The organism is Pseudarthrobacter sp. CC12, assembly GCF_039907755.1.
GTDB lineage: Bacteria > Actinomycetota > Actinomycetes > Actinomycetales > Micrococcaceae > Arthrobacter > Arthrobacter niigatensis.
Map to the genome: position 1 here is coordinate 119623 of NZ_JARDJH010000007.1, position 12104 is coordinate 131726.

The 12104-nt window shown below is 67.7% G+C and carries 11 protein-coding genes; 8 read left to right on the forward strand and 3 right to left on the reverse strand.

Translation table 11 applies throughout. The annotated features are described in order from the left end of the window. Positions 1 to 79: 79 nt before the first annotated feature. Positions 80 to 1849: a dynamin family protein gene (locus PV772_RS08160; RefSeq protein ID WP_347885834.1), complete on the forward strand. Its 1770-nt coding sequence runs from the start codon at positions 80 to 82 to the stop codon at positions 1847 to 1849. After that, positions 1846 to 3462, forward strand: coding sequence for a GTPase (locus PV772_RS08165; protein ID WP_347885835.1), 1617 nt, complete (start codon positions 1846 to 1848; stop codon positions 3460 to 3462). The genes PV772_RS08160 and PV772_RS08165 overlap by 4 nt, the downstream gene beginning before the upstream one ends. 21 nt (positions 3463 to 3483) lie before the next feature. On the opposite strand, the gene PV772_RS08170 is transcribed toward PV772_RS08165, so the two are convergent. Both PV772_RS08170 and PV772_RS08175 read right to left on the reverse strand, forming a co-directional pair. Beyond that, positions 3484 to 4029: a DUF1697 domain-containing protein gene (locus PV772_RS08170; RefSeq protein WP_347885836.1), complete on the reverse strand. Its 546-nt coding sequence runs from the start codon at positions 4027 to 4029 to the stop codon at positions 3484 to 3486. A gap of 43 nt (positions 4030 to 4072) precedes the next feature. Further along, positions 4073 to 4792 carry an IclR family transcriptional regulator gene (locus tag PV772_RS08175; RefSeq protein ID WP_009356552.1) on the reverse strand — a complete coding sequence of 240 codons (720 nt, stop codon included), beginning with the start codon at positions 4790 to 4792 and terminating at the stop codon, positions 4073 to 4075. Positions 4793 to 4905: 113 nt separating this feature from the next. Here PV772_RS08175 and leuC point away from each other — a divergent pair, with 113 nt between their 5' ends. From leuC to PV772_RS08205, 6 genes are all read left to right on the forward strand, one after another. Beyond that, positions 4906 to 6360 (forward strand): 3-isopropylmalate dehydratase large subunit, encoded by a 1455-nt coding sequence (gene leuC, locus PV772_RS08180; protein ID WP_347885837.1) that lies wholly within the window; start codon positions 4906 to 4908, stop codon positions 6358 to 6360. 9 nt (positions 6361 to 6369) lie between these two features. Then, positions 6370 to 6972: a 3-isopropylmalate dehydratase small subunit gene (leuD, locus tag PV772_RS08185; protein WP_141160129.1), complete on the forward strand. Its 603-nt coding sequence runs from the start codon at positions 6370 to 6372 to the stop codon at positions 6970 to 6972. Positions 6973 to 7131: 159 nt separating this feature from the next. After that, a complete protein-coding gene (gene murA, locus PV772_RS08190) occupies positions 7132 to 8457 on the forward strand; it encodes a UDP-N-acetylglucosamine 1-carboxyvinyltransferase (protein WP_141160130.1) in 1326 nt (441 codons plus the stop codon). Between the two features lie 9 nt (positions 8458 to 8466). Beyond that, positions 8467 to 9237: a lysophospholipid acyltransferase family protein gene (locus PV772_RS08195; protein ID WP_141160131.1), complete on the forward strand. Its 771-nt coding sequence runs from the start codon at positions 8467 to 8469 to the stop codon at positions 9235 to 9237. After that, positions 9234 to 10283, forward strand: a complete 1050-nt coding sequence (locus PV772_RS08200) for an NAD(P)H-dependent glycerol-3-phosphate dehydrogenase (RefSeq protein WP_141160132.1) — start codon at positions 9234 to 9236, stop codon at positions 10281 to 10283. Before PV772_RS08195 ends, PV772_RS08200 begins: the two co-directional genes overlap by 4 nt. A gap of 2 nt (positions 10284 to 10285) precedes the next feature. Then, positions 10286 to 11431 (forward strand): D-alanine--D-alanine ligase family protein, encoded by a 1146-nt coding sequence (locus tag PV772_RS08205; protein WP_141160133.1) that lies wholly within the window; start codon positions 10286 to 10288, stop codon positions 11429 to 11431. A 102-nt stretch (positions 11432 to 11533) separates the two neighbouring features. On the opposite strand, the gene PV772_RS08210 is transcribed toward PV772_RS08205, so the two are convergent. Then, positions 11534 to 12037 carry a DUF3515 domain-containing protein gene (locus tag PV772_RS08210; protein ID WP_141181777.1) on the reverse strand — a complete coding sequence of 168 codons (504 nt, stop codon included), beginning with the start codon at positions 12035 to 12037 and terminating at the stop codon, positions 11534 to 11536. Between the last annotated feature and the right edge of the window lie 67 nt (positions 12038 to 12104).

Genomic DNA, 12104 nt, shown 5'->3' on the forward strand with positions numbered 1-12104 from the left:
CTGTCGCGCAGACTCCCATCACGTTCCGCCGACGCGCCGGGGCCGACCTCCCCATCGCCTCAACTGGCATGATGTTGCTGTGACCTCCCATGACGAGCACGGCCGCCCCTCCCAACCACCCCCGCACGCCCTGGCCGCGGTGATGCTCCTGGAGGAAATCCGCGTCGGGCTGGACGGTGTCACGCTTCCGCTGGCCCTCCCGGACGCCGACCAGGCCCGCCGCGACGCGTCAGCCGCAAGGGCCCAGCTGGACGACTACATCCTTCCGCGGTACCGCAGCCTGGACGCGCCCCTGCTTGCCGTCGTCGGCGGCTCCACGGGGGCGGGCAAATCCACCCTGGTGAACGGACTCGTGGGACATCCCGTTACCCGCGCAGGCGCCATCCGCCCCACCACCCGCCAGCCCATCCTGCTGCACAACCCCGCCGAAGCAGCCTGGTTTGAAGGCCAGCGTGTATTGCCGGGACTGGCCCGCATCAGGGGAATGCTGGCGGCCGGTCCGCCACCAGCAGGCCCGCCCGGGGAACAGTCCGGAGCCGCGGACTCGCTGTTGCTGGTGGCGGATCCCGCGGTGCCTGCCGGCATCGCCCTCCTCGATGCGCCCGACGTCGACTCCATCTCGGACCGCAACCGCCTGCTCGCGGGACAGTTGTTGGCGGCCGCCGACCTCTGGATCTTCGTCACCACCGCCAACCGCTACGCCGACGCCGTCCCCTGGACGCTCCTCCTGGACGCCGCTTCCCGGGACATCACGGTGGCCGTGGTGCTGGACCGGGTGCCGCAGGGCGCCGAAGCCGAGGTGAGCCAGGACCTCCGGCGCCTGCTGGACCGCGAAGGCCTGGCCGGAAGCCGCCTGTTCATCATCGCCGAAACTGTCCTGGCTGCCCACGGCATGCTGCCCGCCGGTGCCGTCGATGAGTTGCGGGAGTGGCTGGCCTCGCTGGCCTCTGATGCGGCTGGCCGCGCCGATGTAGCCCGCCGGACCCTGAACGGGGCGGTCCGGGCACTGGCCCAGCGGATCACGGACCTCGCCGGGTCCGTGCGTGAACAGGAACGCGCAGCCGCCCGGCTCGAAGCCGATGCCGTGGCGGCCTACGGGGATGCAGCCGCCCGCATCCTGGACGCAACCCGGGACGGAGCATTGCTGCGGGGCGAGGTCCTGGCCCGCTGGCAGGACTTCGTGGGCACCGGCGAGTTTTTCCGCACCCTTGAGCAGAATGTGGGCCGGTTCAGGGACCGCCTGGGAGCGTTCTTCCGTGGCGAACCCGCGCCGGCGGTGCGGGTGGAAGCGGCCATCGAGACCGGCCTGCAGGCGGTCATCGTCGACGAGGCAGCCAACGCTGCCGAGGACACCGACGGTAGGTGGCGCTCGGACCCGGCAGGCCGGCAGTTGCTGGGGCCGGACGACCTGTCCGGCACGGAGCCCGGGTTCGCCGACCGTGCCGCCGCGGAGATCCGGGCCTGGCAGGAAGCGTTGATGGAGCTGATCCGCACCGAAGGCCAGGGCAAGCGGACCCAGGCCCGCTGGTTGTCGTTCGGCATCAACGGCCTTGGCGCCGCACTGATGATCGTCATGTTTTCGATGACCGCGGGACTGACCGGCCTCGAGATCGGCGTGGCCGGTGGCACCGCCGTCGTAGGCCAGCGCCTCCTGGAAGCCGTTTTCGGCGAGGACGCCGTGCGGCGGATGGCGGACCAGGCCCGGAAGGACCTGGCCACGCGCTGCGAGGGGCTGTTGAAGGATGAGCAGCAGAAGTTCCTGCAGCGGCTGCCGGCCGTCAACCCGGCCCTGGCGCAGGCACTGGCTGCGCAGGCCGGAGAGCTGGCGCGGTTGGCGGAGCGCGCGTGAGCCGGCACGGCGCGGCCCGCGGGTCCTCACGGCTGGACGGCCGGCTCCAGGGCCTCCAGGATGCCTGCGAACTCGGGGAGGGCGTGCTGCCGGACCAGGTGCTGCAGGAGGCGTTCGATGTCCTGGAACGGGCAAGTTCCCGCCGCTCCCTCTCCGGCGACCACACGGTGGTTGGTTTCTTTGGGGCCACGGGAAGCGGCAAGTCGTCCCTCTTCAACGCCGTGAGCGGCGCCGAGATCGCGACGGCGGCCGCCCGCCGTCCCACCACGTCGGAACCGTTGGCAGGGGTCTGGGGAGCAACAGGCAGCGAAGCCCTCCTCGACTGGCTCGAGGTGGGGCACCGCCACCACGCCGCGCCCGTGGACGGCTTCGCCGACGAAGGGACCGGCCTGATCCTGCTTGACCTCCCCGACTTCGACTCCACCCGCGCCGCCAACCGCAAGATCGTGCAGCGCATGGTGGGCATGGTTGACGTCCTGGTCTGGGTGCTCGATCCGCAGAAGTATGCCGACGCGGCCGTCCATAACGGGTTCCTGGCACCCCTTGCCTCCCATGGGGCCGTCACACTTGTGGTCCTGAACCAGGTGGACCGGCTGCCGGCGCATGATGTGCAGCCGGTGCTTGACTCGCTGCACGCGATCCTTGCCGGCGAAGGGCTGGGACAGGTCCGGGTGCTTCCTGCATCCGCCCTGACCGGGGCAGGAATCGGAGAGGTGCGCGCTGCGATCCGGAAGGTGGCCGTCCAGCGGCAGGCACAGTCCCGGCGGCTGGAAGCGGACATCAGCAAAGCTGCGGGGGACCTGGGGCTGGCTTCCGGTGACGGTGAGGCTGCAGGGACCCGGTCTACGGCCAAGGCGCGGCTCGCAGACGAACTGGCCATCGCGGCCAACGTGCCTGCCGTGGTGCGGGCCGTGGGGCAGTCGTACCGCCTTGAATCTGTGCGCCGTACCGGCTGGCCGGTAACCCGCTGGCTTTCCCGGTTCCGGGTTGACCCGCTGCGGCGGCTCAACCTGCGCAGCAGCGCTCCTGCCGGCCTGAACCGGACTTCACTGCCGCCGGCGGGTGCGCCGGAGCGGGCACGCACCGACGCAGCGGTCAGGGAGTTCGCGGACTCGGCCAGCGCCGGAGCACCCGGCCCGTGGCGGGCAGCCATCCGGGGGGCTGCGAGGACCGGGCGGGAGCGCCTGCCCGATGCGCTGGACCAGGCCATTGCCGGAACGGACCTGGGTGCCAACCGCAAGGCGTGGTGGTGGGGTGTGTTCAACGTGGTGCAGTGGCTGGCGCTGCTGATCCTGTTGGCTGGCCTGGGCTGGCTGGGCGTCCTGGCCGGGCTGGGATACCTTCAGCTGCCGGTGCCGGAGGTGCCGCGGGTGGAGGGATGGCCGGTGCCCACCCTGATGATTGCCTTCGGCGTGGTGTTGGGAATCTTCCTGGCGATCACCGGACGTTTCATTGCGGCCGGAGCTGCCCGGGCCAGGGCTGCCAGGGCACGACGACGGCTCAACAGTGCCGTTGCAGCGGCGGCGCAGGAGCTGGTGGTGGAGCCGGTGGAGGCGGAGGTTGCCAGGCTTGCGGCATTTACCAAAGCGCTGAAGAAAGCCGCGCGGCCGTAGGCCGTTGCCGGCCTGCAGGACCTAGCCGGCGGTGAGGGCGGCCGCGGCGTCCCGGACCTTGATCAGGGTGCGCAGGTTGCGGGTGGTGGTTGCGGCCTTGAACTTCGTTTTCGCGCTGACCTTGCTGAAGGGGCTGTCCAGGGTCCCGCCCACCGGTGCAAGCCAGGCAAGCGCCTCAGGCCCCAGCCGCTGCTGGACCTGGCTTTCAAGGGCTGACCCGGCCGCCTCCAGGTCGTCGAGGACGGCGGTGTCCGAGGACAGGGTGATGTAGGTGAGGGTGGACCTGTCGTCTTCCGGATAGGGACAGGCATCCACCAGTTTGGCCACCCGCGCGGCGTCCAGGACCACAACCCACGCTTCATAGCCGAAAGCGGCCCGGAGACATTTTTCGCACTCCTGTTTGACGGCTGCCGCGTCCAGGGTGCTGCTGAGCACCACGTTTCCACTGGCGAGCAGTGTCTTTGCGTCCGTGAAACCGCAGGTCTTGAGTGCGTCCCGCAAATCCGCCATCTTGATGTTGATCCCGCCCACATTGATGCCGCGGAGGAACACTGCATAGCTGCCCATGGGCCCAGCCTAGCGGCGTGGGCGGCCGGGGGAGTGGAACGTCCTAGTCGTTGTTCTTGCGGAGCGCTTCGGTGAGGATGCGTCCTGCATTGCAGACAACTTCGGCGTGGAGGCGCCCCGGCTGGCGGGTCAGCCGCTCAATGGGGCCGGAAATGGAGACGGCGGCAATCACCCGGCCGGACGGACCCCGCACCGGTGCCGAAACGGAGGCAACCCCCGGCTCACGCTCGCCCAGGCTCTGTCCCCAGCCCCGGCGTCGTACTCCTGCCAGGACGGTGGGCGTGAAACGGGCCGACTGCAGGCCCTCAAGCAGCCGGTCGTGGTCCTCCCAGGCAAGGAGGACCTGGGCGGCCGAGCCGGCCTTCATGGACAGCTGGGTGCCCACCGGGATGGTGTCGCGCAGGCCGATGGGGCGCTCGGCGGAGGCGACGCATACGCGCCAGTCACCCTGCCTGCGGAAGATCTGGGCGCTTTCGCCGGTGGCATCGCGCAGCTGCATGAGTACGGGCCCGGCCGAGGCGATCAGGCGGTCCTCGCCGGCGGCGGAGGCGAGCTCCACCAGCCTGCTGCCGAGCACGAAGCGGCCCTGGATGTCGCGGCTGACCAGCCGGTGGTGCACCAGCGCCAAAGCGAGGCGGTGGACAGTGGGCCGGGCCAGGCCGGTGGCGGCTACCAGCTGTGCCAGCGTGGTGGGGCCGGCCTCAAGGGCATCAAGCACCTGGGCCGCTTTATCAATGACACCGACTCCACTAGAATTGTCCATGTAATGATATTGCCGTCTCAATATCTGAGATGCAAATCTTTCGGCTGGCGCAGCGCGGAGCCGTCCTGATTCAGTTGGATCATTCAGCCAAACAGCAGTGAAGGGAGATGGCCATGGCAAAGACATTGGCCGAGAAAGTCTGGGACGCACACGTGGTGCGCAAAGGTGACGGCGATGGAGCCAACGCCCAGCCAGACCTTCTGTACATCGACCTCCATCTGGTCCACGAGGTCACGTCCCCGCAGGCTTTTGAAGGCCTGCGCCTGGCCGGGCGCACGCTGCGCCGGCCTGACCTGACCATCGCCACCGAAGACCACAACACCCCCACGCTTGACATCGACAAGCCCATCGCCGATCTCACCAGCCGCACCCAGATCCAGACCCTGCGCAACAACTGCGCCGAGTTCGGCGTCCGGCTGCACAGCCTCGGCGACGCCGAGCAGGGCATCGTCCACGTGGTGGGTCCCCAGCTGGGCCTCACCCAGCCCGGCATGACCGTTGTCTGCGGCGACTCGCACACCTCCACCCACGGCGCCTTCGGCGCGCTGGCCATGGGCATCGGCACCTCCGAAGTGGAGCATGTCATGGCCACCCAGACGCTGTCGCTCAAGCCGTTCAAGACCATGGCCATCAACGTCGAGGGCACGCTGCGCCCGGGTGTGAGCGCCAAGGACATTATCCTCGCCGTGATCGCCAAGATCGGCACCGGCGGCGGCCAGGGCTACGTCCTGGAATACCGTGGCTCCGCCATCCGGGCGCTCTCCATGGAAGCGCGGATGACCATCTGCAACATGTCCATCGAGGCCGGCGCCCGGGCCGGCATGGTGGCACCCGACCAGACCACTTACGAGTACATGAAGGGCCGCCCCCACGCGCCTGAAGGCGCGGACTGGGACGCCGCCGTCGAGTACTGGAACACGCTGCGTACCGACGACGACGCCACCTTCGACGTGCAGGTGGACCTGGACGCCAACACGCTGGAGCCGTTCGTCACCTGGGGCACCAACCCCGGCCAGGGTGTATCCCTGTCCGGGTCCGTGCCGTCGCCCGGGGACTTCGGTGACGAAAACGCCAAGGCCGCCGCCGAGCGCGCCCTGCAGTACATGGGGCTCAAGGCCGGCACGCCGATGAAGGACATCCGGGTAGATACCGTGTTCCTCGGTTCCTGCACCAACTCCCGGATCGAGGACCTGCGGGCCGCAGCGGACATCATCCGCGGCCGCGAAAAGGACCCGCAGGTCCGCATGCTGGTGGTGCCCGGCTCGGCCCGCGTCCGGCTCGAAGCCGAGGCCGAGGGCCTGGACAAGGTCTTCAAAGACTTCGGCGCCGAATGGCGCTTCGCCGGCTGCTCCATGTGCCTGGGCATGAACCCGGACCAGCTGGAGCCGGGGGAGCGGTGCGCCTCCACCTCCAACCGCAACTTCGAGGGACGCCAGGGCAAGGGCGGGCGCACGCACCTGGTCTCGCCGGTGGTGGCCGCCGCCACGGCTGTGCGCGGCACGCTCAGCTCGCCGTCGGATCTTGAACCGGCTCCCGAACCCGCAGCCATCCGCATCGACGCAGCCTAGGACATCACCATGGAAAAGTTCACCAAGCACACCGGCATTGGAGTCCCGCTGCGCCAGAGCAACGTTGACACCGACCAGATCATCCCCGCGGTGTACCTCAAGCGCATCACCCGGACAGGCTTCGAGGACGCCCTGTTCTCGGCATGGCGGAAGGACTCCTCCTTCATCCTGAACCAGGAGCCGTACAGCGCGGGCTCGGTCCTGGTGGCCGGCCCGGACTTCGGAACCGGGTCCTCCCGTGAGCACGCCGTCTGGGCGTTGAAGGACTACGGCTTCAAGGCCGTGCTGTCGTCCCGCTTTGCTGACATTTTCCGCGGCAACTCGGGCAAGCAGGGGCTGCTCGCCGCCCAGGTGGCCCAGGACGACATCGAGCTCATCTGGAAGGAACTCGAGAACGCGCCGGGCACCCAGGTCACGGTGGATCTCGAGTCCAAAACCGTGGTGTGCGGCAACATCGTGGCACCGTTCGACATTGACGACTACACCCGCTGGCGGCTCCTGGAAGGCCTGGACGACATCGGGCTGACGCTCCAGCACGAGGCCGACATCACCGCGTACGAGGCGACCCGCCAGGCGTTCAAGCCCAAGACCCTGCCGGCGAAGCTTTCCTAGCCCCTGGGCCACCATCCCGGCGGCGGTGCGCAGCGGGCGAAGGCCGCGCCACGCCCCGCCGCCGGTGCCCCCTTATTTCGGTTCGGTAACGCGACCTCCTATGCTTGGTTGGAGCCTTTGCAAGGTTTTGGGGGCTAGTGATCGTGAGGAAACCGGTATATGAGTAGTGTTCTGACAATCCGCGGCGGTGTCCCGCTTACAGGCCGCGTCAGCGTCCGTGGGGCAAAGAACCTTGTCCCCAAGGCAATGGTGGCGGCGCTGCTGGGCAACGAACCCTCGGTGTTGCGGAACGTTCCGGAAATCAAGGACGTGGAGGTTGTCACCTCGCTCCTGCAGCTGCATGGCGTGACGGTGGAGAAAGACCCCGTCAACGGCGACCTGACCCTTGACCCCAAGGCTGCCAAGACCGCCCCGAGCACCGCGATCGACGCCCACGCCGGCGACTCCCGCATTCCCATCCTGCTCTGCGGGCCCTTGATCCATGCGATCGGCGAGGCCTTCATCCCGGACCTGGGCGGCTGCAAGATCGGCGACCGGCCCATCGACTACCACCTCGATGTCCTGCGGCAGTTCGGCGCCGTCGTGGAGAAGCGCCCCGGCGGCATCCACATTTCGGCCCCCAAAGGGCTGCATGGAGCCAAGATCTCCCTCCCGTACCCGTCTGTGGGTGCCACGGAACAGGTCCTGCTGAGCGCCACCCGCGCCGAGGGCATCACCGAACTCTCCGGTGCTGCCACCGAACCGGAAATCATCGATCTCATCGCTGTGCTCCAGAAGATGGGCGCCATCATCAGCGTCCAGACCGACCGCACCATCCGCATCGAGGGCGTCCGCGACCTTGGCGGGTACAACCACCGGGCCCTCTCGGACCGCAACGAGTCCGCATCCTGGGCGTCCGCTGCGCTGGTGACCCGCGGCGACATCTTCGTCGAGGGCGCCTCCCAGCGCGACATGATGACCTTCCTGAACACCTACCGCAAGGTGGGCGGCGGAATGGACATCGGCGAGGACGGCATCCGCTTCTACCACAAGGGCGGAAAGCTGAACCCGCTGGTCCTCGAAACGGACGTCCACCCGGGCTTCATGACCGACTGGCAGCAGCCGCTGGTGGTGGCCCTGACCCAGGCCGAAGGCGTATCGATCGTCCACGAAACCGTGTACGAGAACCGCTTCGGTTTCACGGATGCGCTCATCCGCATGGGCGCCAGCATCCAGGTGCACCGGGAATGCCTGGGCAGCGTTCCCTGCCGGTTTGGCCAGCGGAACTTCCTCCACTCGGCCGTCATTTCCGGCCCCACCCAGCTCAAGGGAACCGACATCGACGTCCCGGACCTCCGCGGCGGCTTCAGCCACCTGATCGCAGCACTGGCCGCATCGGGCACTTCGCGTGTCACCGGTATCGACATCATCAACCGCGGCTACGAGCGCTTCACCGAGAAGCTTGCCGGCCTCGGTGCCGATTTCGACATCACCACCACGAAGTAGAGCGGGACCGTGAAGGAATCTGCCAAGAGCAGGGCCACATTTGTGTTCATCGCCGGCGTCGTCCGGCCCCTGATGAACCTTATGATGTCCAAAACGTGGGAAGGCACGGAAAAACTTCCCGCAGGCGGCTTCATTGCCGCGCCCAACCACTGCACCGAAATCGATCCCCTGGTGGTGGGGCACATGCTCTACAACCAGAAACGGGCCCCCCACTTCCTTGCCAAGGCAACACTGTTCAAGGTTCCCGGCCTGGGCCCGCTCCTGCGCGCCACCAAGCAGGTGCCGGTGGAGCGTTCGACGGCGGGAGCGAACCGGTCGCTGCAGGTGGCCCAGGAAATTGTGGCTGAGGGCGGCGCAATCATCATTTACCCGGAGGGCACGCTGACCCGCGACCCCGGGCTGTGGCCGATGAAGGGACATACCGGCGCGGCACGGCTGGCCCTCGAGGGTGGCATCCCTGTGGTTCCCATCGCCCACTGGGGTGCGCACGAGGTCTTCCCCAGGTACGGCAAGCGGTTCCACCTGTTCCCGCGGAAGCGTTCCCGGGTGGTCGTGGGCGATCCCGTGGACCTGAGCGCCTTCAAGGGCCGTCCCCTGGACAAGGCCACACTCGGCGAGGCCACCGAACTCATCATGGACGCCATCACGGACCTCCTCGCCGGCCTGCGCGGAGAACAACCGCCGGCCGAGCGCTGGGACCCTTCCAAGCAGCAGCAGTCCAAGCACGGCCGGTTCGTGGACCGCGGGCAGCAGCCGGGCGCGGGAACCGAAGCCCAGTGACCGCTGACGGAAAGCCGGGAGCGGCCCGCACAGTGGCCGTCCTCGGTGCGGGATCATGGGGGACTACGTTCGCGAAGGTCCTTGCCGACGCCGCCATTGCCACGGGCACCCCGCGTGCGATCAAGCTGTGGGGCAGGCGCGCCGAAGTAGTGGACGAGATCAACACCAGCCACCGCAACAGCGACTACCTCAAGGACATCGTCCTGCCGGAAAGCATCACCGCCTCCACCGAGGTCCGTGAGGTGCTGGCCGGGGCTGAGCTTGTGGTGGTCGCCGTTCCGGCCCAGTCCCTCCGTCCGCAGCTTCGGGAATGGAAGGACATGATCGCCCCCGGGGCCGTCGTCGTCTCCCTCATGAAAGGCCTGGAGCTGGGAACTGACGCCCGGATGAGCGAAGTCATCAGCCAGGAACTGGGCCTGCCGCAGGAACGCATCGCGGTAGTCTCCGGACCCAACCTGGCCATGGAAATTGCCCGCGAGGAGCCCACGGCGTCAGTGGTGGCGTGCACTGATTCCGCGACGGCCGGCTGGCTGGCGAGGACCTGCACGGCCCCATACTTCCGGCCCTACACCACGGCGGACGTCGTCGGCGTTGAAATCGGCGGCATCGTCAAGAACGTGATTGCCCTGGCCGTGGGTATCTGCGAGGGAAAGCAGATGGGGGACAACACCAAAGCCTCCGTCATTACCCGTGGCCTGGCCGAAACATCCCGCCTGGCCCTTGCACTGGGCGGCGAAGCCAAGACCATGGCCGGTCTTGCCGGCCTCGGCGACCTCGTGGCAACGTGCTCCTCCGCGCTGTCCCGCAACCACACCGCAGGGCGGCTGTTGGGCGAGGGCCTGACGCTCGAGGAAGTGGGCCGAAAGATGACCCAGACCGCCGAAGGCATCAAATCCGGCCAGGCCGTCCATGAACTTGCCGGCAAGCTCGGCGTCGAAATGCCTATCACTGCCGCCGTCGTGGCGGTACTGGCAGGCAAGCTGTCCGTTGACCAACTTGGGCCGGTTCTGCTGTCCCGGGAACTGAAACCTGAAGGCGATTACTGACCATGTCCCAAGACACACCCACCACGGGTCAAACAGCCACGAGGAAACCGCGCGTTGCCGTGCTCTTCGGCGGCCGGTCCAGCGAGCACGCCGTCAGCTGCGTCACCGCGGCAGGCGTGCTGGGTGCCATCAACAAGGACAAGTACGAGGTCATTCCCATCGGAATCGCCAAGACCGGCCAATGGGTCCTCGCCCCCGCCGAAACCGCCGAATGGTCCCTCGCGGCCTCGTCGCTTCCTGAAGTCGTTCCGTCCCCGGAAACGGTTACGTTGGCCGAGATCGGCGGGGAGCACCAGCTGATCGTGGCCTCGCCCAACCAGGTTCCGCAGGAACTGGGGGCCGTGGATGTGGTCTTCCCGCTGCTGCATGGCCCCTTTGGCGAGGACGGCACCATCCAGGGACTCCTCGAACTGTCCGACACCCGGTACGTCGGTGCCGGAGTGCTGGCGTCCGCCGTCGGCATGGACAAGCACTACATGAAGGTGGTCTTCGAAGCAGCCGGGCTGCACGTCGGGCCGTACGTGGCCGTGACGGACAGGCAGTGGCGCAAGGACCCCGAAGCTGTCCGGAAACAGGTGGACCGGCTGGGCTTCCCCGTCTTCGTCAAACCGGCCCGCGCTGGTTCCTCCATGGGAATCTCCAAAGTCGACTCCCTCGAGGAGCTGGATGCGGCCATCGAGGAAGCCCGGCGGCACGACCTGAAGCTGGTGATCGAAGCCGGCATCGTGGGACGCGAAATCGAGTGCGCGGTCCTGGAAGGCCGGGGCACTGACGCGCCGCGGACATCGATGCCCGGCGAAATCTCCGTGGCCGGAGGTACGCACGAGTTCTATGACTTCAATGCCAAGTACGTCGAGGACGATGCAGCATCCCTCAGCTGCCCGGCCGACATGCCCGCGGAGGCCATCGCCCGGGTGCGGGAGCTGGCCGCAGCCGCATTTGATGCCGTGGGTGCCGAAGGCCTCAGCCGCGTGGATTTCTTCTACACCCCGGACGGCGAGTTGATCATCAACGAGATCAACACCATGCCCGGCTTCACGCCCAAAAGCATGTACCCCCAGATGTGGGCAGCTTCAGGCCTTGGGTACGCCGACCTCATTGACGAACTGATCTACCTGGCCCTGCACCGCAACACCGGCCTCCGCTGATCCCCACCGGCACCCTGACCTCGCTTCGCTTCGGCCAGGGAACCCAGCCGGCGTGGGCCCACCACCGGCACCCTGACCTCGCTTCGCTTCGGCCAGGGAACCCTACTGGCTCTTGGGCAGGTTCTGCAGATCCTCCTGGCCCACGCAGTTCCGCGTTGACGGAATTTTGCCGGCAGCGGCCGCCAGGTCCGCGAGCACTGTCGCGGAGCTGATCTTGTCCGGATCCATCACGATTTCCGTAGCCGGTTCCCTGCCATAGGTGGTCAGCGTCCACGCCGGATCGCCTTCCTTGATCACCCAGTCAACCCCGTTGACGGTGACGCACCGGTCGGTGGTCGGCCCCGGCACGTTGACGCCGCAGCGGAGGATGACCAGCGAAGGATCGCCCCAGGCCGCAGTGGCCTGGCTGTTGGTCTTCCGCAGCTTCGAATCGCCAATGGCATCGGGCAGGGCCACCATCATGGGCGCGCACGCCGGGTTGGCGGCGTCCTTTGCGGCGGTGACATCCACTGCGGCGGAGCAGGATGCCAGGGAAAGGGCGGCAATTGCACCAACCACCGCCATCCTGGCGGCGCGGGCGGACAGGGGCAGCTGGGGATGGTGCATGGTTCCAGCCTATCGCCGCCGCCGTCCACGTCCGGACAGAATGTCGGCCGGGCGCGGTAGCGTAGTG